The sequence below is a fragment of the Rhodococcus sp. (in: high G+C Gram-positive bacteria) genome (assembly GCF_049286785.1).
Lineage (GTDB): Bacteria > Actinomycetota > Actinomycetes > Mycobacteriales > Mycobacteriaceae > Rhodococcus_F.
In genome coordinates this window covers 1-22,425 of record NZ_JBAQEO010000336.1, presented here as the reverse complement: position 1 = coordinate 22,425, position 22,425 = coordinate 1, and the positions used below count along the sequence as shown (strand labels likewise).

Annotated in this window: 14 protein-coding genes and 2 pseudogenes; 2 read left to right on the top strand and 14 right to left on the bottom strand. The window is 64.3% G+C overall.

Annotation, left to right across the window (positions count from 1 at the left end; genetic code table 11):
• Positions 1 to 19 precede the first annotated feature (19 nt).
• Positions 20 to 532, top strand: coding sequence for a SixA phosphatase family protein (locus WAW17_RS12715; RefSeq protein WP_422333330.1), 513 nt, complete (start codon positions 20 to 22; stop codon positions 530 to 532).
• Positions 533 to 629: 97 nt separating this feature from the next.
• Here the strand turns inward: WAW17_RS12715 and WAW17_RS12710 are convergent, their stop codons facing one another.
• Positions 630 to 4,589 carry a DNA-directed RNA polymerase subunit beta' gene (locus tag WAW17_RS12710; RefSeq protein ID WP_422333327.1) on the bottom strand — a complete coding sequence of 1,320 codons (3,960 nt, stop codon included), beginning with the start codon at positions 4,587 to 4,589 and terminating at the stop codon, positions 630 to 632.
• A gap of 119 nt (positions 4,590 to 4,708) precedes the next feature.
• On the bottom strand, positions 4,709 to 8,215 hold the full coding sequence (locus WAW17_RS12705) for a DNA-directed RNA polymerase subunit beta (RefSeq protein WP_422333329.1): 3,507 nt from the start codon (positions 8,213 to 8,215) through the stop codon (positions 4,709 to 4,711).
• A gap of 576 nt (positions 8,216 to 8,791) precedes the next feature.
• On the opposite strand from WAW17_RS12705, the gene WAW17_RS12700 reads away from it, so the two are divergent.
• On the top strand, positions 8,792 to 8,923 hold the full coding sequence (locus WAW17_RS12700; RefSeq protein ID WP_422333326.1) for a hypothetical protein: 132 nt from the start codon (positions 8,792 to 8,794) through the stop codon (positions 8,921 to 8,923).
• Positions 8,924 to 9,069: 146 nt separating this feature from the next.
• Here WAW17_RS12700 and pepN read toward each other — a convergent pair.
• The 12 genes and pseudogenes from pepN to WAW17_RS12640 all read right to left on the bottom strand — a co-directional run.
• Positions 9,070 to 11,567 (bottom strand): annotated as a pseudogene (pepN, locus tag WAW17_RS12695) (aminopeptidase N).
• 29 nt (positions 11,568 to 11,596) lie between these two features.
• Positions 11,597 to 12,457, bottom strand: a complete 861-nt coding sequence (locus WAW17_RS12690; protein ID WP_422333325.1) for a hypothetical protein — start codon at positions 12,455 to 12,457, stop codon at positions 11,597 to 11,599.
• Positions 12,458 to 12,513: 56 nt separating this feature from the next.
• Positions 12,514 to 13,095: a hypothetical protein gene (locus WAW17_RS12685; RefSeq protein WP_422333328.1), complete on the bottom strand. Its 582-nt coding sequence runs from the start codon at positions 13,093 to 13,095 to the stop codon at positions 12,514 to 12,516.
• A 135-nt stretch (positions 13,096 to 13,230) separates the two neighbouring features.
• Positions 13,231 to 14,478: an MCE family protein gene (locus WAW17_RS12680; protein WP_422333324.1), complete on the bottom strand. Its 1,248-nt coding sequence runs from the start codon at positions 14,476 to 14,478 to the stop codon at positions 13,231 to 13,233.
• Entirely contained in the window at positions 14,475 to 15,758 is a 1,284-nt protein-coding gene (locus WAW17_RS12675) for an MCE family protein (protein WP_422333323.1), read from the bottom strand. Before WAW17_RS12675 ends, WAW17_RS12680 begins: the two co-directional genes overlap by 4 nt.
• Positions 15,755 to 17,014, bottom strand: a complete 1,260-nt coding sequence (locus tag WAW17_RS12670) for an MCE family protein (RefSeq protein ID WP_422333322.1) — start codon at positions 17,012 to 17,014, stop codon at positions 15,755 to 15,757. The genes WAW17_RS12675 and WAW17_RS12670 overlap by 4 nt, the downstream gene beginning before the upstream one ends.
• Positions 17,014 to 18,009 (bottom strand): MCE family protein, encoded by a 996-nt coding sequence (locus tag WAW17_RS12665; protein WP_422333321.1) that lies wholly within the window; start codon positions 18,007 to 18,009, stop codon positions 17,014 to 17,016. Before WAW17_RS12665 ends, WAW17_RS12670 begins: the two co-directional genes overlap by 1 nt.
• A complete protein-coding gene (locus WAW17_RS12660; RefSeq protein ID WP_422333320.1) occupies positions 18,006 to 19,085 on the bottom strand; it encodes an MCE family protein in 1,080 nt (359 codons plus the stop codon). The genes WAW17_RS12665 and WAW17_RS12660 overlap by 4 nt, the downstream gene beginning before the upstream one ends.
• Positions 19,082 to 20,440: an MCE family protein gene (locus WAW17_RS12655; protein WP_422333319.1), complete on the bottom strand. Its 1,359-nt coding sequence runs from the start codon at positions 20,438 to 20,440 to the stop codon at positions 19,082 to 19,084. Before WAW17_RS12655 ends, WAW17_RS12660 begins: the two co-directional genes overlap by 4 nt.
• Positions 20,437 to 21,297 carry an MlaE family ABC transporter permease gene (locus tag WAW17_RS12650; protein WP_422333318.1) on the bottom strand — a complete coding sequence of 287 codons (861 nt, stop codon included), beginning with the start codon at positions 21,295 to 21,297 and terminating at the stop codon, positions 20,437 to 20,439. Before WAW17_RS12650 ends, WAW17_RS12655 begins: the two co-directional genes overlap by 4 nt.
• Before the next feature lie 4 nt (positions 21,298 to 21,301).
• The gene (locus tag WAW17_RS12645; RefSeq protein WP_422333317.1) at positions 21,302 to 22,096 is read right to left on the bottom strand and encodes an MlaE family ABC transporter permease; all 795 of its coding nucleotides are present in this window, start codon (positions 22,094 to 22,096) and stop codon (positions 21,302 to 21,304) included.
• Positions 22,097 to 22,105: 9 nt separating this feature from the next.
• A pseudogene (locus WAW17_RS12640) lies at positions 22,106 to 22,425 on the bottom strand (ABC transporter ATP-binding protein); the annotation flags it as partial.

Genomic DNA, 22,425 nt, shown 5'->3' with positions numbered 1-22,425 from the left:
TGCGGTTAGCGTGGGGCCCATGCCCTCACATCGTTCGGCACCGCACCGCACGCTGATCCTGATGCGTCACGGAAAATCCGCCTATCCCGAAGGCGTCGCCGACCACGAACGCCCCCTCGCACCGCGGGGTCTACGGCAGGCAGTATCGGCGGGCGAATGGCTACGGTCCACCCAGCCCGCGATCGAGGCCGTGCTGTGTTCCACCGCGGTCCGAACCCGAGAGACTCTGCAGGCCACCGGTGTCGGGGCCCCGGTCCGGTTCGCCGGGGAACTTTACGGCGCGTACCCGCCGGAGATACTGGCGCAGATCGTGCGCGTCGACCCATCTGTGCGCACACTGCTCGTCGTCGGACACGAACCCGGGACGTCATCCGCCGCACTCGACCTGTCGGGTTGGCCCGACACCGCGGACGCCGACCGGATGCGGGAGAAATTCCCCACCTCCGCACTCGCGGTGCTCACCGTGCCCTGCGAGTGGGGCGAACTCACTTCGGGCGGGGCGTCATTGACCACGTTTCATGTGCCACGTTGAGGTGCCACGTTGAGCAAATGCATGAAGGCCCCACCCCCGAAGAGAGTGGGGTGGGGCCTTCATGGCCTACCGACTGGCGGTAGCCCTTACCGGGCGACTAACGGTAATCGTTGCTGAATCCGTAGTCGTCGAGCGGCACGGCGGCACCGGTGCCCTGGCCGAAGCCTTCCGGGCTGTAGTACTGATCGTCGTACGACGGGACGGCGTACGCCGCAGCACGCGCCTCTTCGGTGGGCTGAACCTGGATGTTGCGGTACCGGTTGATACCGGTGCCCGCGGGGATCAGCTTGCCGATGATGACGTTTTCCTTCAGACCGATCAGCTTGTCGCTGCGGCAGTTGATCGCCGCATCGGTCAGCACGCGAGTGGTCTCCTGGAACGACGCCGCGGACAGCCACGAGTCGGTTGCCAGCGATGCCTTCGTGATACCCATCAGCACCGGACGTCCGGCCGCAGGCTCGCCGCCCTCGGCGACGACCCGGCGGTTGGCCGCCTCGAAGTCGGCACGCTCGGTCAGTGAACCGGGCAGGAACTCCGTCGCACCCGAATCGATGATCGTGACGCGACGCAGCATCTGGCGCACGATGACCTCGATGTGCTTGTCGTGAATCGACACACCCTGGCTCCGGTACACCTCCTGGACCTCGTTGACGAGGTGGATCTGCACCTGACGGGGGCCCATGACACGCAGCACCTCGTGCGGATCGGCAGCACCTTCCATGAGCTGCTGACCGACCTCGACATGGTCACCGTCCGCCAGCAGGCGCTCGGTGCCGTCGTCGTGCTTGAAGACACGCAGACGTTGACGCTTCGAGAGCTTGTCGTAGACAACCTCTTCACCACCGTCGTCCGGGACGATGGTGATCTTGTAGAAGCGATCGCCGTCCTCGAGCTGCACACGTCCGGTGACGTCGGCGATCGGGGCCTTCCCCTTGGGGACACGGGCCTCGAACAGCTCCTGCACACGCGGCAGACCGCCGGTGATGTCGGCTGCGCCTGCGGCACCACCCTGGTGGAAGGTACGCATGGTCAGCTGGGTGCCGGGCTCACCGATGGACTGTGCGGCGACGATACCGACGGCCTCACCGATGTCGACCAGCTTGCCGGTGGCCATCGAGCGGCCGTAGCAGGTGGCGCAGACGCCGGTGCCGGTGGTGCAGGTGAGCACCGAACGGACCTTGACCTGCGTGATGCCTGCGTCGAGCAGCGCGTCGATCGCCGGATCGCCGAGATCGTGTCCGCGAGCGACGATGACGTTGCCGTTCTCGTCGACCGCGTCGGCTGCCAGGGTGCGAGCGTACGTGCTGGTCTCCACGTGCGCGTCGCGGATCATCGTGCCGTCGGGCTGCTTCTCCGAGATCGTCGTGACGATGCCACGCTCGGTGCCACAGTCTTCCTCGCGAACGATGACATCCTGGGAGACATCCACCAGACGACGGGTCAGGTAGCCCGAGTCCGCCGTGCGAAGCGCGGTATCGGCCAGACCCTTACGAGCACCGTGCGTGTTGATGAAGTACTCGAGAACGGTCAGGCCTTCCTTGAAGGAAGACTTGATCGGACGCGGGATGAACTCACCCTTCGGGTTCGTCACCAAGCCCTTCATACCGGCGAGCGCGCGAACCTGCGTCATGTTGCCGGCAGCTCCGGACTTCACGATCATCGGAATCGGGTTGTCGTCGGGGAAGTGCGCCTCCATGGCCTTACCGACCTCGTCGGTGCACTCCGACCAGATCTTGACCAATGCACTGTTGCGCTCGACCTTGTTGAGCGCACCACGCTGGTACTTCTTCTCGATCTGATCGGCCTGTGCCTCGAAGTTCTCGAGGATCTGGGGCTTCTCCGGCGGGTTGAGCACATCGGTGATCGAGATCGTGACGCCCGAACGCGTGGCCCAGTGGAAACCGGCGTCCTTGAGCTTGTCGACGGTCTGCGCGACCACGATCATCGGGTACCGCTCGGCGAGATCGTTGATGATCGTCGCCTGACGCTTCTTCGGCATCTGCTCGTTGACGAACGGGTAGTCGGCCGGGAGCAGCTCGTTGAAGAGCACGCGCCCCAGCGTCGTCTCCGCCGTCCAGCCGTCACCGTAGTTCCAGCCTTCGGGGAACAACTGCGTCTCGAGGTCACGCGGCGGACGCTGCGTGGTCAGACGGACCTTGATCAGCGATTGCACCGTGAGAGCGCCACGATCGACAGCCATCTGAGCCTCGGCAGGCGAGGAGTACACGCCCTGCTCCGCCTGATCGTTGCTGGGAGCGACGAGCTCGCCGACTACCCCCTCGTCCAGACGGGTGAGGTGGTACAGACCCGTCACCATGTCCAGACGCGGCATGGCGAGCGGACGACCCGAAGCAGGCGACAGAATGTTGTTCGAGGACAGCATCAGGATGCGGGCCTCGGCCTGCGCCTCCGCGGACAGCGGAAGGTGCACGGCCATCTGGTCACCGTCGAAGTCGGCGTTGAAGGCCTCACACACCAGCGGGTGGAGCTGAATGGCCTTGCCCTCGACCAGCTGCGGTTCGAAGGCCTGGATGCCGAGGCGGTGCAGCGTGGGTGCACGGTTCAGCAGCACGGGATGCTCGGCGATGACCTCTTCGAGGACATCCCACACCTGTGCGCGCTGGCGTTCCACCATGCGCTTGGCGGACTTGATGTTCTGCGCGTGGTTCAGATCGACCAGCCGCTTCATCACGAACGGCTTGAACAGCTCGAGCGCCATCAGCTTGGGCAGACCACACTGATGCAGCTTGAGCTGCGGACCGACAACGATCACGGAACGACCCGAATAATCGACTCGCTTACCGAGCAGGTTCTGACGGAAACGACCCTGCTTGCCCTTGAGCAAATCGCTCAGGGACTTCAGCGGGCGGTTACCCGGACCCGTGACCGGGCGTCCGCGACGGCCGTTGTCGAACAGGGCGTCGACCGACTCCTGCAGCATCCGCTTCTCGTTGTTGACAATGATCTCGGGGGCACCGAGGTCGATCAGTCGCTTGAGGCGGTTGTTGCGGTTGATCACGCGGCGGTACAGGTCGTTCAGGTCGGAGGTGGCAAAGCGGCCACCGTCGAGCTGAACCATCGGCCGCAGCTCCGGCGGGATCACCGGGACGGCGTTGAGGACCATGCCCATGGGCGAGTTCCGGTTGGTCTGGAAGGCTGCGACAACTTTCAGACGCTTCAGCGCACGGAGCTTCTTCTGACCCTTGCCACTGCGGATGGTCTCGCGGAGCGACTCGGCCTCGGCGTCGATGTCGAAGTTCTCCATGAGCTTCTGGATCGACTCGGCGCCCATGGCACCGGTGAAGTACTCGCCGTAGCGGTCGACCAGCTCGCGGTAGAGCAGTTCGTCGACGATGAGCTGCTTGACACTCAGCTTGGTGAAGGTGGTCCAGATCTCGTCGAGACGGTCCAGCTCACGCTGTGCGCGGTCGCGCAGCTGGCGCATCTCGCGCTCGCCGCCGTCCTTGACCTTGCGGCGGACGTCGGACTTGGCGCCCTCCGCCTCGAGCTCCGCGATGTCGGCTTCGAGCTTCTGTGCACGGGCCTCGAGGTCGGCGTCACGCTGGTCGGCGACAGCCTTCTTCTCGACCTGCATCTCGGCTTCGAGAGTGGACAGCTCGTTGTGACGCAGTTCCTCGTCGACACCGACGATCACGTACGCGGCGAAGTAGATGATCTTCTCGAGATCCTTCGGCGCCAGGTCGAGCAGGTAGCCGAGACGGCTGGGCACGCCCTTGAAGTACCAGATGTGGGTGACCGGTGCGGCCAGTTCGATGTGGCCCATACGCTCACGACGAACCTTGGCGCGAGTCACCTCCACGCCGCAACGCTCACAGATGATGCCCTTGAAGCGGACACGCTTGTACTTGCCGCAGTAGCACTCCCAGTCCCGGGTGGGGCCGAAGATCTTCTCGCAGAAGAGGCCGTCCTTCTCGGGCTTGAGCGTGCGGTAGTTGATGGTCTCCGGCTTCTTGACCTCGCCGTAGGACCAATTGCGGATGTCCTCCGCACTGGCCAGACCAATGCGGAGTTCATCGAAGAAGTTGACGTCGAGCACGTAACTTCCTTTCCCCAGAGGGATTGTGGATCAACGGTCACCCGCCGATACCTGACTGCCAATTCAAATGTGAACTACGCCCCCGGGCCCTGATCTCTCAGGAACCCGGGGACCGAAACCTAGTTCGCGAGGTCGTCGACCGTCGCCGCTTCGTTCCGGGACAAGTTGATGCCCAGGTTCGCCGCGGCGCGTTCCAGATCCTCGTCGTCGCCGTCCGCCATCGCGATAGCCGCACCGTCCGAGGACAGCACCTCCACGTTGAGGCAGAGCGACTGGAGCTCCTTGAGGAGCACCTTGAACGACTCCGGAATACCCGGCTCGGGGATGTTCTCGCCCTTGACGATGGCCTCGTACACCTTCACGCGGCCGACAACGTCGTCCGACTTGATGGTGAGCAGTTCCTGGAGCGTGTACGCCGCACCGTAGGCCTGCATCGCCCAGCACTCCATCTCCCCGAAGCGCTGGCCACCGAACTGGGCCTTACCGCCGAGCGGCTGCTGGGTGATCATCGAGTACGGACCCGTCGAACGAGCATGGATCTTGTCGTCGACCAGGTGGTGCAACTTGATGATGTACATGTAGCCGACCGAGACCGGATACGGGAACGGCTCGCCGGAACGGCCGTCGAACAACGTGGCCTTCCCTTCGGGCGAGACCATGACCTCGCCGTCACGGTTCGGCAGCGTCGAACCGAGGAGACCGGTGAGCTCATCTTCCTTGGCACCGTCGAACACCGGGGTGGCGATGTTCGAGTTCGCAGGAGCGGACAGCATCTCCTCCGGCAGGCTCTCGGCCCAGTCCGGACGAGAACCGTCGCCGGCAACCTGAACATTCCAGCCCGTCTTGCCGATCCACCCGAGGTGGGTCTCCAAGATCTGGCCGATGTTCATACGACGCGGAACACCGTGGGTGTTCAGGATGATGTCGACCGGAGTGCCGTCGGGCAGGAACGGCATGTCCTCCTGCGGGAGGATCTTGCCGATGACGCCCTTGTTTCCGTGGCGGCCGGCGAGCTTGTCGCCGTCCTGGATCTTGCGCTTCTGTGCCACGTAGACACGGACCAGCTCGTTGACACCGGGAGGCAGATCGTCGTCGTCCTCACGCGAGAACACGCGGATGCCGATGACCTTGCCGGTCTCACCGTGAGGAACCTTCAGCGACGTATCGCGAACCTCGCGAGCCTTCTCACCGAAGATGGCGCGCAGCAGGCGCTCCTCGGGGGTCAGCTCGGTCTCGCCCTTCGGCGTGACCTTTCCGACCAGCACGTCACCGTCACGAACCTCGGCACCGATACGGATGATGCCGCGCTCGTCGAGATCCGCCAGGACCTCGTCGGAGACGTTCGGGATGTCACGGGTGATCTCCTCGGCACCGAGCTTGGTGTCGCGGGCATCGATCTCGTGCTCCTCGATGTGGATCGAGGTGAGAACGTCCTCTTCCACGAGGCGCTGCGACAGGATGATCGCGTCCTCGTAGTTGTGGCCTTCCCACGGCATGATCGCCACGAGCAGGTTCTTGCCGAGCGCCATCTCACCGTTCTCGGTGCAGGGGCCGTCGGCGAGGACCTGACCGGACTCCACGCGCTGTCCCTCGTCCACGATCGGACGCTGGTTGGCGCAGGTGCCCTGGTTGGAACGCGCGAACTTGCGCATCCGGTACGTCTTACGGGTTCCGTCGTCGGACATGACCGTCACGTAGTCGGCCGAGACCTCCTCCACGACGCCCGACTTCTCGTTGACGATGACGTCACCGGCGTCGACGGCGGCACGCAGTTCCATACCGGTACCGACGAGCGGTGCCTCACTGCGAACCAGCGGGACAGCCTGACGCTGCATGTTCGCACCCATCAGGGCGCGGTTGGCGTCGTCGTGCTCGAGGAACGGAATCATCGCGGTCGCTACGGACACCATCTGGCGGGGCGACACGTCCATGTAGTCGATATCGACGGACGAGACGAACTCGACCTCGCCGCCCTTACGACGGACCAGAATGCGCTCGTCGGTGAAGTGACCGTTGGCGTCGATGGCCGAGTTGGCCTGGGCCACGACGTGGCGGTCCTCTTCATCGGCGGTCAGGTAGTCGACCTGGTCGGTGACCTGGCCGTCGACCACCTTGCGGTACGGCGTCTCGATGAAGCCGAACGGGTTGACCCGCGCGTACACCGAGAGCGAACCGATCAGACCGATGTTCGGACCCTCAGGGGTCTCGATCGGGCACATGCGTCCGTAGTGCGACGGGTGCACGTCGCGGACCTCGAGGCCGGCCCTTTCGCGCGACAGACCACCCGGGCCGAGGGCGGACAGACGACGCTTGTGCGTCAGCCCCGACAGCGGGTTGTTCTGGTCCATGAACTGCGACAACTGGGAGGTTCCGAAGAACTCCTTGATCGCTGCTACGACGGGACGGATGTTGATCAGGGTCTGCGGCGTGATCGCTTCGACATCCTGGGTGGTCATGCGCTCACGAACCACGCGCTCCATGCGGGACAGGCCCACGCGGATCTGGTTCTGGATGAGCTCACCGACCGTGCGGAGACGACGGTTGCCGAAGTGGTCGATGTCGTCGACCTCGACGGGTACCGCGACGCCGCCGGGAGCGGTCATCTCGGTGTCACCGGCATGCAGGCGCACCAGGTACTCGACGGTCGCGACGATGTCTTCCTCGGTGAGGGTGGACGCGATGATCGGCTGACCGGTGTTGAGACCCAGCTTCTTGTTGATCTTGTAGCGGCCGACACGAGCGAGGTCGTAGCGCTTGTCCTTGAAGAACAGGTTCTCCAGAAGCGTCTGAGCGCTTTCCTTGGTGGGCGGCTCGCCCGGACGCAACTTGCGGTAGATGTCGAGGAGCGCCTCGTCGGTACCGGCGGTGTTGTCCTTCTCCAGCGTGGCCATGAGGATCTCGGAGAAGCCGAAGCGCTCCGTGATCTGCTCGGTGGTCCAGCCGAGTGCCTTCAGCAGCACCGTGACGGGCTGACGACGCTTGCGGTCGATACGGACACCCACGGTGTCCCGCTTGTCGACATCGAACTCGAGCCAGGCGCCGCGGCCCGGGATGACCTTCACACTGTGAAGGTCCTTCTCTGTGGCCTTGTCGACGCTGTGGTCGAAGTACACGCCCGGCGAACGCACCAGCTGCGAGACGACGACACGTTCGGTGCCGTTGATGATGAACGTGCCCTTGTCGGTCATCATCGGGAAGTCACCCATGAAGACCGTCTGGCTCTTGATCTCACCGGTGTTGTTGTTGATGAATTCCGCGGTGACGAACAACGGCGCCGCGTAGGTCATATCCTTGTCTTTGCACTCGTCCGTCGAGGCCTTGACCTCGTCGAAACGTGGGTCCGAGAAGGACAGAGACATCGAGCCGGAGAAATCCTCGATCGGCGAAAGCTCCGCGAGAATATCCTCGAGACCTCCGGAGACCGCGCTGTCGCCGTTGGCTGCGGCACGTTCGCGCCAGCTCTGCGCGCCGATCAACCACTCGAACGAGTCGGTTTGTACATCAAGAAGCCCGGGAACTTCGAGGGGTTCGCGAATTTTCGCGAACGAAACCCTCTTCGGGGCTCCGGGGATTCCGGAAACTGCCTTGGTCTGGCTAGAGACTGCCAAGATGCGTCCTTCCAGCACCTCACGCGGGCCGCTCTTGCTCAATGCGACCGCCGCTGTATCTGCTTCGAATTTCGCTGGTTACAACCCGAACGAAACTCGTCACAGTTGCTGAAAAGTGAAGCACTTCGCAGCGGAGCGGACGAGGGGTGGACAGGAGGCAGCCAGCGCAACGTCCAAAAGTACACCCAAACTCAGTCGATGTCGAGTCGGGCACCAGAAGTAGCACCCAGCCGGGCGCTCGGCCATGCGGCAGATGCGCATGTTCACGCATCAGAGTGACGCGTGTTCTTCGCGTCGTCAAGACGTACGGGCCGTGTCGTGGTGATTCACAAGGACCCGCATCGCCCTTTCATCCCGCACTCCGAACCGAACAATGCGCAGACGCGATCGTCGTCGATCCCGGGGAAGTAGGACTGTGACGCGCTGGGGTTCGATCGTGGTTCCCCGGCTGAGCCCGGGCTGTCACATCGACCCCGGCAGCGAGACCTGCGCCAGAGTCGTCCGCCCGGCTCGCCACTCCAGGAGACTCGCCACTCCAGGAGAAGAGTTCCGGAGTGAGCGCTCGGCGACCCCGCTCGCGTGACCGTCGACGACGTGACAGTCGCTCTCCCTCTCGCCGGCAACGGCGCCACCCTCGTCCTGCGCGGCGCCGACGGACAGCCCTCAGCGTCCGAGCCCACCGAGTTCCTCGCGGCGTCCACCGGGGTCGACGGGGTGAACCGGTGATGCCGATGGGAAGCGGTTGGCCGGAACGCTCTGACCGCGGACGGTCCGGCCGTGATGTCCGGTACGGATCGGCACCGCACCCACCGGTCACATAGACTGCGCAGGTTCGTCCGAAGGGGTTCGTCCGAAGGGGTTCGTCCGAAGGGTCAGCCGGCGTTGATTCGCTGCACGCGCAGATCCCGTTTCAGGTGATCGCGCTGCTCGATCACCAGCCGTCGCAGCGCCGCCGGCGCGTCCGCGTTGGCCTCGAGCCATGCGTCGACCGGCTCCGAGGACTCCGAGCCGGGGAACAACCCCACCACGATCCGCTTCGCGATTTCGATACTGCGCTCCGCCCACACTGCACGTATCGCGGCGAAGTACTCACCGTCGTACCGGGCGACGAGATCGCGGCGTCCACCCGCACGGAAGCCGGTGATAGTGGCGCCGAGGTGATCGTTCGACAGCGTCATATCCGTGAAGATCGCCGACCAGGCCTGTGCCTTGACCGCCGCGTCCGGTCTCGCCGCCACGGCCCGCAGATACGCGGTCCGGCCGGAGCCGGTGTCGTCGCTGCGCAGTTCGTCGTCGAGGTCGCCCCGCTCGGCGTGGCCGGTGGCGGCGAGCGCGGTCCACAGCGCCCATCGCACATCGGGGTCGAGTCGCAGTCCCTCCGGGGGCGTCCCGCTGCCGTCCACCATCGCCCGGATATCGTCCGCGCGGGTGGGCTTCACTGTGGCCGCGGCGGCCACCGCACGCACCCAGGCGAGTTGCGCACCGGATCCGGGTTCGGCGCCGAACAGGGCTTCCCAGGTCGAGTCGAGCCACTGACGACGCCACGCGGGTCGATCCGCGTCCGGAAGGTAATGCTCGATCGCGTAGGACGCGTTCGCGGGCACCCCGGTCAACAGGGCCAGGTTCGATTCTGCGGGCGAAAACCGTTGAGCCATAGACAGATACCGCGCCGTGGACAGCTCACCGTCGCGGGTCGCATTCCACAGGGCCGACCAGATCAGGCCCCGGGTCAGCGGGTCGACGACGCTGTCGAGCGAGGCCTCCACGGTGTGGCGAGCGATCTCGGGTCGAGCCGGATCTTCGCGTACGTCAGGTCGGCGTCGTTGAGCAGGATCAGCGGTGCGTCCTGCAGCTCTATCGTGGTCCGCTGCTGCTCGATGTCCACCTCCACCCGCCGGCGGCAGACGAGAGCCCCGCCGTCGTCGAAGTCGTACGAGCCCACCGCAAGCCGGTGCGGGCGTGGGAACGTCTGGACGATGTCGTGCCGGCCCCGCCCGTCGGCCTCGAGCGTCAGCGTCGACACACCGGCCGTCTGCAGCCACGCGTGCGCCCACGCCCTCAGGTCCCGTCCGGAGGTGGCGGACAGGTCGGCCAGCAGGTCGTGGAGAGTGGTGTTGCCGAATGCATGCGCCCGGAAGTACCGCCGCACCCCCTCGAAGAACGCGTCGCGGCCGACGTATGCGACGAGCTGTTTGAGAACACTGGCACCCTTGGCGTACGTGATGCCGTCGAAGTTGAGCTTGGCAGCCTCCAGATCAACGATGTCCGCGACGATCGGGTGGGTGGTGGGCAGCTGATCCTGCAGATACGCCCACGCCTTGCGACGATTGGCGAACGCCACCCACGCGTCGGTCCATTCGGTGGCCTCTGCGCTCACCAGCGACCCCATGTAGTCGGCGAACGATTCCTTGAGCCACAGATCGTCCCACCACACCATCGTCACGAGATCGCCGAACCACATGTGCGCCATCTCGTGCAGGATCGTGTTGGCCCGCGCCTGGTACTGCGCCTCGGTGGCCGCCCCACGGAATACGTAGGCCTCGGTGAAGGTGACGCAGCCCGGGTTCTCCATCGCACCGAGGTTGTACTCCGGGACGAAGACCTGATCGTATTTTCCCCACGGATACGGGTAGCCGAAGTTGTCCGCGAAGAAATCCAGACCCTGTCCGGTGATCTCGAAGACGGTCTCGGCATCCAGGTACTGCGCCAGGGAGGCGCGGCAGTAGACACACAGATCGATGACGAGTTCACCTCGACGCCAAGAGGATTCGATGCGGTGATACGGTCCCGCCACCACAGCGGTGATGTAGGTCGAGAGTGGCAATGTGCGCGCGAATGTGACGCGTTGACCGTTGTCGAGATCTTCCCGGGTGTCGGCGCGCTGATTGGACAGCACCTGCCAGCCCTGCGGCGCGCTCACCAGAAAAGTGAACGGCGCCTTGAGGTCCGGCTGCTCGAAGCACGCAAAGACCCGCCTGGCATCCGCCGGTTCGAACTGCGTGTAGAGGTAGGTCTGCCCGTCGGCGGGATCGACGAATCGGTGCAGGCCCTCCCCCGACCGACTGTATTCGCCGGTCGCCTCGACGATCAGCACATGGGATCCGTGCAGTCCCGTCAACAGAATCCTGGCCCCGTCGAACAACACCGGAAGGGCCGTACCGTCGAGCGTGACCGACTCGACGGCCGGGCCGACGAAATCGATCCACGTCTCCGAGGTCTGCGCGGTGAACTCGATCGTGGTCCTGGTCGCGAACCCGGTGCACCCCGGATCGGGCGCACCCCGGACATCCAACTCCACGCGATAGCCGAGAACGTCGACAACCTTGCCGCGTGCGGAAGTTTCAGCTCTGGTCAGATTCGCGGAGTTCACGACTCGATCTTGCCAGCTGGTGCCGAATGTCAGCCTGTGCTGTCGGAGATATCGGACAGAACCCACTTACCGTCGATCTTCTCCAACGTGACCGACAGTGGTGTGGCGGCGCTACCCTGAGCCACCGCATCGCCCGTCGCACTCACATTCATGTGAGCGAGGAGTTCGGCCCGATCGTCCTCGAGCATCGTCACGCCGATATCGGTTACCGAGGCCTCCGTCGCCGTCCTGGTTTGGATCGCGGCGTCTTTCGTGGTGCCGGCCGTCTGATCGAACTCGGCGCGCTTGGCGTCGTTGAGGAAGCTCCGGGCCTTCTCGAAGTCTTCGTCGATCGTCTCGTAGTCGTAGGTGTACAACGTTTCGATTGCCTCGGTCCCCGCCCTGGTGACCTCGGCTGTGGCCTCCGCGTCCACCCACGCGGTGTTGGTGACGGACGCGCCGGGCTGGAACGCTGCCACGGCCGCGAAAATGCCCAGTCCAACAGCTACCGCACCGACGACACCGACCACCGTCCACGTAATACGGCTGCCGCCACCCGCTTCGGCGGTACCTGTCCGCGGGGACGCCGTCGTTTGGGCGGACTGGGCACTGATGCGCGGCGCAAGGTTGGGAACCTTCTGCTTCGACTTCGGCACGGGCTTCGGATTCGCACCCTTTGCGAGCGACACCGATTCGGTCGAAGCCGTCGGCTCCGACACGGCCGGTTCTGTGCTCACGACCGGCTCCGTCTTCTTCACCGGCTCCGTCTTCTTCACCGGCTCCGTCTTCTTCACCACGGGACCCGCCGCTCCGGGCGTCGCCTGGATGCTTCGGGGCCGTGTTCCCGCTACCCGCGGACGCCTGCCCTTTGCAGCGCTGTCCGGCACGTTGTTACGGCGCTTGGGGGGCATCGTTCACCACTCTCTGATTACGCGTCTCTGATCAGGCCAGGACTACTCGTCGACGACTACCGGCCGCCGTTGTCCGGGACCGGGGCTGGTTCGGCGGGGGGTGCCTGTTCGGCAGGCGCCGGGGCGGCCGCACCGTCCGCGGGAATCGGCCCGTTCTCGAGCGGAATACGTCCACCCACCGGTTCGACCGACGACGCCTTCCAGACACCGTCCACGTCCTGCACGTCCAACCGCATCGTCACCTTCGCCTTCTCGTAACGGTCCGGCCAGGTGGTGGTGACGGCAACGACGACCAGAGACTTGGCCGTCCCGTCATCGGTGTTCAGTTCGGTCAACGTGCCTTGAATCAGCTCGGCCTTGCTGGCCGCACCCGATTGGCGCATCTGATCGGTGAACCCGTCCACCGTCGCCTGGAGATCCTGATTCATCTTGTCGCCCGTGATCGACGACCTCATGTTCTCGAATGAACTCTGGAGATCCGCGGAATCCACCGAGTTGAGGTTGATGGCCGCCTGCTGGGCGCCGTTCAGCGCCGAATCCCGCGCGTCGGCGATCGGCTTCTCGGAGAAGAGGGCATGCCCCCATCGGACGCCGAACCAACCGGCGGCGACCAGCGCGATCACCGCCAGCACGGTCACCACGGCAAACGAGGCCTTCAGAGTTCTGTCGTGCCCCGAAGCCGACTGTTCCGACGACTCCGGGGACGTGGTAGTTCGCGTCACACCAATACCCTACTGATTGTTTACTTCGGCTCACTCCGGTCGGAACCGGAGCTACTTGGGAGTGACCCCGAGCAGCGGAGCGAGCTGCGTTGCGATGGGATTCAGATTGAGCTTGTCGGGATCGACCTTCGGCTTGAAATCCCACGGTTGGATCGTGTCCGGATCGGCGAACACGATGCGGTTTGCACTACGCACACCCGTCACACTCCCCTGCGGCACCTCACAGCTTGCCTCGGTGTTGAGGGGAAAGTCCTGCTGGGTGTCGTCGAAGTTCGGGTCCTGCCGCTTCATCTCCGCCAGAATTTCGTGAGTGCGTTCGTAACCGATCGTGCACGGCGGCGGGTTGTTCGTTTCGAGGACGATGCCCTCGTGCACCGTTTCGTCGTCGGGAGCCACGGTCTTTGCCGTTACTGCGATGGCGGGCAGGAACATCAGGACCGGCCGCAGTGCGACAGCCTGCGGCGCCAGCTTCCGGGCGAGCCCCGACAGGTTGGTCAGGTCGGCTGTCAGTCCCGGTCCGGTCTGGTTCACGAGTTGCCCGAGTTCCTCGCTGGCCGGAATGCCGTTGTCGATCAGGGCGCGCACGTCGGGATCGCTGGTTCTCAGCTGTGCGGCGACCGCGGCGAGGTCGGTACTGAACTGCATGATCGCGGAGGACTGCGCCGACTGCGTATCCAGCACGGTTTCGCTGTCCCGGATCAGGGCCAGCGTCTGCGGCAGTGCCTCGCGACCGTCCAGCGTGAGTGTCGAGAGCGCATCCGCAAGGGTCTGGAGGTCCTCGCCCTTGCCGTTGAACGCGGTACCCAGTTCGGTCACCACGGTATGCAGCGCGTCGACGGGCACCGACGTCACCAAACCGTTGGCCGACATCAGGACCTGCTCCACCGGAACGGGTGTGTCGGTATTCGATTCGTCGATCACGGACCCGTCCACGAGATACGGGCCCTCGTCGCTGTCCGGCTGCAGGTCGACGTACTGCTCGCCGATCGCGGATCGGTTGGCGACCACAGCCTTGGCCGACGCCGGGATCTCGGGACCGCCGTTGGTGAGCTTCAATTCGACGTTGATGCCGTCCGATGTCAGGGACAGGGCGCCGACTCGTCCCACCGGAACACCGCGGTACGTGACCTCGGCGTTGGAGAAGATGCCACCCGAATCCGCGAACCGTGCGTCGACGGTGTACTCACCGAACCCGAGGAGGTTGTCGAGCCGGACGTACTTGGCGCCCACATACGTCAGTCCGAGCACCGCCACGACGACGAATGCCACGAGCTGGATTCTGACCAGTCTCGATCTCACTCTCCACCCCCGATTCCGAACTGCTCGAGCAATCCCCCGAGCGGGTTCTGCGGAGCGGGCGCCTGATTGCCCGGTATGTTCCCGGTCGCGGGTGCGGACCCGGGAAGCCCCGGCAACTGGGTGCGCGTGGGGGCAGGAATGATCGGCGGTATCGGCAGCAACGAAATCGTCGGCCACCCCGGCCGCGGACCATTTCCGTTGTAGTACGGGTTGGACGGATCGACGATCGGCTTGGGTTCGCCGAACTTCGGCGAGAGGTAGACCGGATCAGGCTGCCCCACCCCGAGCGAGTTCAGAGCGTCGCCGATCTGCAGGTCGACGGTCAGGAACAGGTTGACCGAGCCACCCAGCGCGATCTGCTCGACGCCGTCCGGGAACGGAACCGTCGGAATGAACGCGAGCGAATTCGGCAGATCGTCACCCGACTCCGCAAGCGCCTTCAACGTGGGTCGGAGCGCGAGAAGGTCGGCGATCAGATCGTTCTTCGACCTGGTGATGATGTCCGTGCCGACCGCCCCGAGCCGGTCGAGCTGCGCCAGCATCGCCGTGAGCTGCGGCCGCTGCTGGTTCAGCACGTCCGTCGCGATCGGCAGGTCGTCGAGGACCCGCGCGATCTTGTCGTTCTGCTCGTTGACCCGCGTGGTGAGGGCATCGAGGCCGTCCAGTGCGCGGGTGATGTCGTCCCGCTGCTGATTGAGGCCATCGATCAGGGTGTTCGCCTCCTCGAGGAGGCTGCGGACACGATCGGTCCTGCCGTCGAGCGCCGTGGTCAGCTCCTGCACGATCGGCTGAATCTGACCGACACCGCCGCCGTTGAGCAGCAACGACAGTGCGCCGAGCACCTGCTCGATCTCGGTCGCGTGGCGTGTGCGATCCAGACCGATGGTGTCGCCGTTCTCGAGACGTGCGGCGATCTGGTCCTCGGGTGGTTCGGACAGCTGAATGAACTTCTCACCGAGAAGGTTTGTCTGTTCGATCGCGGCGACGGCGTTGGCCGGCAGGTCGACCGACGAGTCGAGAATGATCTCGACGTCCGCCGTCCAGCCGTCCTGGGCGACCTTGATCGACTCGACCCGGCCCACCGGCACGCCGTCGACCTTGACCGACGACTGCGGTACCAGATCCAGAACATCGTCGAACTGAATCGTCAGGTGCATCGGATCGTCTCCGACGTCGGCGCCACCCGGCAGTGGGACCCCGTGAATCCCTTCGGAGGAGCACGAACTCAGTACAACCGCGACGGCACACGCACCGGCGCCGAGTATCATCGGCCGCTTCACTCGCCCTCACCGCCTTCGATGTCGTCGAACCGGGGTGACACCACGCCGGGCACCGTGCCGGGGGTGACCGTCCGCTGAATATTGTCGGCGCTCATGATCCCGAAGGGCAGCACCGGCGACGGGCTCTTCGCCGACTGCGTGATCTGCGACGTGACGTTGGCGCAGTTGTCGATCAACGGCTGCATCTGCCGTCCGAGCTGCTCGAACCGCGGATCGCCGGGAACCAGCTTGCCGAGGTCGATCAACTTGCACAGCGCACCCGCAGGATCCTGCAGATCCGGCAGCGCCAGCCGCGATGCGAGGCTGCCGGACTCCGCGTCGTACGAATTCGCCAGGTTGCTGATGGCCAGCGGGAGCAGCATGAGCGAGTTCGCAATCGATTCGCGGTTGTCGGCAAGAGTCTGCGTCACCGGCACCAGGTCGTTGACGTTGGCGGCGAGCTTGTCCCGGTTCTCGGCCACGAACCTCGAGACGTCGCCGAGGGCGATCGCGAGCTGGTTCAGCGCCGCCCCCAGGCTCTCCCGCTCGCCGGCGAGGAACCCGGACAGATCCGAGAGTTGGCCGTTGAATTCGCGGACCTGCTGATCGTTGGCCGCGAGCGCACCGACGAACACCTGGAGATTCTTCACAGTGTCGAACAGGTCGCCGCGACTCTCGTTGAGAGTGCGCGCCGCATCGGAGAGCTGGTTGATGCTCTGCCCCAGCGCCTCTCCGTTGCCCGACAGGTTTGCCGCACCCGTCTCCACGAAGTCCGACAACGCGCCCTCTTTGTTCGCGCCGTCCGGACCGAGTGCGCTGGAGAGCTTCTCGATGCTCGCGTACAGCTCGTCCACCTCGACGGGGGTTGCCGTGCGATCCCGCGGGATCACCGCACCGCTCTCCATCTTCTCGCCGCCGGTGTACGCGGGGGCGAGTTGGATGTAGCGGTCGGCCACCACCGACGGTGTGACCTGCGCAGCCTTGGCGTCGGCGGGGATGTCGACACCCCGGTCGACACGCATCTCGACCTTCACCTGCTCACCCTGTGGTTCGACGGACTGGACCGTCCCCACTTCCACACCGAGGACACGCACGTCGGAACCCTCGTAGATGCCCACTGACTTGTCGAAGTAGGCGGTGACGGTCGTCGTACCCGCCCGGGTGAACACCCACCACAGCGCACCGGCCACCACGAGGGCCACGATGACGATCCCGGAAATGATCGCGATCTGCGTGCGATTGCTTCCACGTTCGGCTTCGTTCTCTGCGTCGGTCATCAGTTGCCCCCCAACTCACGCACGGGATCACGCGGCCCCGGAATGTCCGGCAGGCCCGGCGGAAGCAGATTGACCACCACCTGGTCGAACCAACGACCGTTGCCGACCACGTTGGTGTAGAGGCGCAGGAACGGCTCGTACAACTTCATCGCCTTGTCGAGATTGTCGTTGTTGGCCTGGAGGGTCTGGACGACTCCGTGGAGTTGTTCCAACGCGGGGCCGATCGCAGCCTCGTTGTCACGGACGAGGCCTGTCAATTGCTGCGACAACCTTTGCGTTCCGGTCAGCAGCTGGGAAATTGCCTGCTGACGATAGTTGAGTTCACCGAGGAGCAGTCCGGCGTCGCTGATCAGCCGGTTGAACTCGGCATTACGATCGGCGAGCACCTTCGAGGTCGTGCTGGTGGCGTCGAACAGCTTCCGCAATTCCTGGTCGCGGCTCGCGATGGTTTCCGACAGCCTGCTGACGCCGTCGAGCGATGCACGGATCTCCGAGGGTGTGCCCTCGAATGCCTGCGACAGTGTGACCATGCTCTGCGCCAGCTGCTGGGAGTCGATCTCTCCCACCGTCTCGGCAGCAGCCGAGAACGCCTCGATGACATCGTACGGCGCCGTGGTCCGCTCGAGCGGAATCGGATCTTCCGGGTCGAGGGTGTCCGATCCCCGTGGATCCAGGGCCAGATACTTCTGCCCCAGAATCGTTTTGATCTGGATGGACGCCGATGTCTCGTTCCCCACCCACGCATCCGACACCTTGAACGCGACGTTCACATGATCGCCGTCGAGTTCTACCGCGGTGACCTTGCCGACCTTCACACCGGCGATACGCACCTCGTTGGCCGGCTTCAAACCGGCAGCTTCCGTGAATTTTGCTTGGTAGGTGGAGCCCGCGCCGAGGATCGGTAGGGAATCGAGGAAGAACGCCGACAGGGTCGCCAACAGCACCACGAGAATTCCGAGGGCGCCGGCCACTGCCGGGTTGCGATGTCTGGTCATCGTGTCTGCAACTCCTGTAGGCCGTCCTGCGTGCACCGCTTCGCCGAATTGGTGTACAGCGGTTGATTGACGGTGGGCAGGCCGGTGGGCAGATTCAGCTGCGGCGAGGTTCCCGGTCCGGCGACGATGTCGACTCCGCAGAGATAGAACTGGAACCACGATCCGTAACTGGCTGCTCTGACGAGCTTTTCGAGCTTGACCGGCAACGTCTGCAGGACGCTGTCGACCGTGTCCGAATTGCGGTTCAACGTGGTCGCCAAGGTGTTCAGGGACGTGATGGACTCCTGGATGGACGGCCTCGTGGGTTCGAGAAGGTCCGCTGTCGCATCGGTGAGTCCCGCAAGAGACGTCACCGCCGATCCCACAGTTCCGCGTTCCTCTGCCAGTCCGGTGACGAGTTGCTGGGTGTTGACGATCAGCGAATCGAGTTGGTCGTCGCGCTGATTCACTGTCGCGAGCACGCCGTTGAGATTGTCGATCACGGCTCCGATCACCCGATCTTTGTCGGCTACCGTGTTCGTGAGACTTGCCGTGCTCCGGACCAACTCGGTGATGGTTCCGGCCTCTCCCTGGAATACCTGGATGATCTGGTAAGACAGCTTGTTCACGTCCTCGGCGCTGAGCGTCTGGAACAGTGGACGGAAGCCGTCGAACAACGTGGTGAGGTTGACCGCGGGCTTCGTGCGCTCGAGCGAGATCGTGTCGCCGCCGGTGATCTTCATCCCCTGCTGCCCCTCCCCCTGCGCGAGCGCAATATAGCGCTGACCCACCAGGTTCCGGAACCTGATGGTGGCCGTGGTACTCGCAGGCAACCAGTCGCGGTCCGACACGCTGAACTCCACCTCGGCCTCGCGGTCGTTCACGATCGAGATCTTCTCGACCTGACCGACCCGGACTCCGGCGACGCGCACTTCGTCGCCTTCGTTGAGCGACGTGACATCCGTGAAGATGGCATTGAACTTGGTGCCCCCGCCCCCACCGAGGTTGGCGATGGTGGCAGCGAGCAGACCGGTGGCCAAAATCGTGACCACGACGAACGCGATCAGCTTGATCAGTGGTGCAGCGAGTCCCCTCACTTGAAGCTCACCTCAGCTCCCCTCATGGTCGGCGCACCGACGAGTGTGGTCCAGCTGGGGACGTCCTCGGGTGCGATGCCGGCGGCTTCGCCATAGACCACATCCAACGTGTCCTGCTCCATCTTCGAACCCGCATAGCTGGCCGGTGAGACCTCTGCACGCCAACCCGGAACCTGATCGGGAACACCTGCCGGCGCCGAGAAGAACTCGACCGTCGACGGGCCCGGGTTGCGGGACGGCACCTGGTAGGCGCCGTCGTTGTACGACGAACCGCCCGGGTACTGCGGGAACTTCCCGCCCGGCTCGGTGACGTTGTCGTAGCAGGCCGGCCCACGGTTGTCGAGAAGACGTGGCTCGTCCTGATTCGGCAGGTACCGGCCCTTGGGATTGACAAACTGCACGCTGGCACGCACACCCGGATACGGATCGTCGAGTGCCAGCAGCTCTCGCGCCACAGGTGCCGACTCAGCGAATCCGTTGAACGTGCAACCGAAGATCGGTGAGTAGCGGCCGAGAATCTGCAGTGCCTCACGCGAATCCGCGGAGATGCTCACGATCGATTCGGCATTGGTCTGCAGAAGATCTGCGGTGCTCGACCCCGTTCCGGTGAGCGACACGAGCAGCGTCGAAAGCTCGTTCTGCTTCTCCACGACGGTGTTCCCTGTGATGCGCAGATTGTCGAGAGCATTCACGAGGTCGGGAGCGGCCTCCGAGTAAGTCTGCGAGAAGTCCGCGAGCCCCCGCAGATCCTCCTGGATGGCGGGCAATTCGGTGTTGAGTCCACCGAAGATCTCCTCGAGACGGTCGAGCGTGAGTCCGAGTTCGCCGCCCCGGCCGCTCAGGCCCTGGGACAGGGCACCAAGCGTGTTCGCCAGATCCTGCGGCGGAATCGCCTGCAGCAGCGGAAGCAACCCATCGAGAACTTCACCGACCTCGATGGCATTGCCGCTCTTGTCCTGCAGCAACGTGTCGCCCGGCTGAATCGGCGGTGCAGCGTCACCCTCGGGAACGATCAACGAAATATAGCGTTCGCCGAACAGGGTCTTGGGCAGCAGGCGCGCGGTCGCGTTCGACGGGATCAACTCAGCCTTGTCCGGCGCGATGGCGAGCGCCAGCCTGACCTCGCCGTCCGTGGTGGACGTCGAGCGCACCTCGCCGACGATCAGACCGCGAACCTTCACGTCCGCGTTGGGCGGCAACGCGTTCCCCGCGGAATCGGTGAGCAGATCGACCTTGACCACCTTGGTGAACGACTTGTTGAACATCCCGATGGTGACGGCCAGGAACAGCGCAAGAACGACGAAGAACACCAGTCCCAGCATGCGCCGGCGCATAACCGATGACGTGTTGCTCATCCGGCCACCCTCACCGTGGTCGTCGTGCCCCAGATGGCGAGGCTGAGGAAGAAGTCGAGTACGGCGATCGTGACGATCGCCGTGCGTACGGCCCGGCCCACGGCCACACCGACGCCCGCCGGCCCACCCGAGGCATGGTATCCGTAGTAACAGTGGATCAGGATCAGGATGAACGCGAATACGAGGACTTTCGCAAACGAATACAGTACGTCCTCCGGTGGGAGGAACAGGTTGAAGTAGTGGTCATACGAACCTGTCGACTGCCCGTTGAAGACGGTGCTGATGATCCGTGAAGCCAGATATGCCGCAAGCAGACCCACGATGTACAAGGGGATCACGGCGACGAAACCGGCGATCATGCGGGTGGTGACGAGGAACGGCACGCTCGGCACGGCCATGACCTCGAGTGCGTCGATCTCCTCCGAGATACGCATCGCCCCGAGTTGCGCGGTGAACCCACAGCCGACGGTGGCCGAGAGGGCCAGCGCCGCAACGATCGGCGCGATCTCACGTGTGTTGACGTACGCGGACAGGAAGCCGGTGAGTACCGAACTGCCCAACTGTTCCAGCGCGGCGAAACCCTGCAGCCCGACGACGACCCCGGTGAAACCGGACATCATCGCGATGACACCGATCGTTCCCCCGATGACGGCGAGTGCGCCGGTACCGAAGGTCACCTCGGCAAGCAGCCGCAGGACTTCCTTGCGATAGTGCACCAGCGTATGCGGAAACCACGCTATCGCCCTGGCGTAGAACGACATCTGCTCGCCGGCTTTGTCGAGCACGTTCAGCGGAGCACGACCGACCCGTCGAGCCGTCATGAGCGTCCGGTCGCCGCGACCCTTTGCGATTGTCATCGGGTCACGACCCCTTCGCCGGAACGACCTGGAGATACACCATGGTCAGAATCAGGTTGGCGAAGAACAGCAGAAGGAAGGTGATGACCACCGACTGGTTCACCGCCTCACCGACACCCTTCGGTCCACCCTTCGGATGAAGTCCCTTGTACGCGCTGATGACACCGGCGATGACGCCGAAGACCGCCGCCTTGAGCTCGCCGACCCAGATGTCGGGCAGCTGCGCGAAAGCGGAGAACGATGCCAGGTACGCACCGGGATTACCTCCTTGCAGAATGACATTGAAGAAGTACCCGCCCGCGATGCCGACCACCGACACCAGACCGTTGAGCAGGACGGCGACGAGAACCATCGCGAGAACGCGGGGCACGACGAGCCGCTGGATCGGATTGATACCGAGAACTTCCATGGCATCGATTTCTTCACGGATTGTGCGTGAGCCGAGGTCGGCCGTCACGGCGGACCCAGCGGCTCCCGCCACCAGGAGTGCTGTCACCAGTGGAGATCCCTGCTGGATGACGGCGAGAACGCTTGCGGCACCGGTGAACGACTCCGCACCGAGCTGCTTGATCAGCGATCCGGTCTGCAGTGACACCACCGCGCCGAACGGGATCGCCACCATCGCTGTCGGCAGGATCGTGACACTGGCGATAAACCAGGCCTGTTCGATGAACTCGCGGAACTGAAATGGTCGTTTGAAGGTATTGCGCGCGACTTCGACGAAGAGTTCGACGATGTTGCCTGCCTGCGTCAGCGCACCGTTGACCGGCCGCAATACCGAGCTGCGGGTAACCCCCATCCGTAATGCCTACCCTTGCCCGTGCGTGGTGTTCTCGTATCCTTCGCCGCGGTATGCGGGGATGACCTGAGTGTCGTCCTGACTGTAGTCATAGTTGTAGTCGTTGCTGCCGTTGCCGTTGCCCGCGGAGGTCTCGTCGAGGCTTTCCTGGATGGCGATCTGTGCGTTCTCGGGCAGGGTGTGCAGGATGTGCCGGACGCGCTCCTGGCGGCGGGCGACGGCCTGGCGGAACGGCATGCCCGGGGTGGCCTTCATCTGCGGGACGATGCCCTCGACGTCGTCGACACCACCGGCGTGGTGACCGGCGTCGACCATCGCCTGCTCGGCGG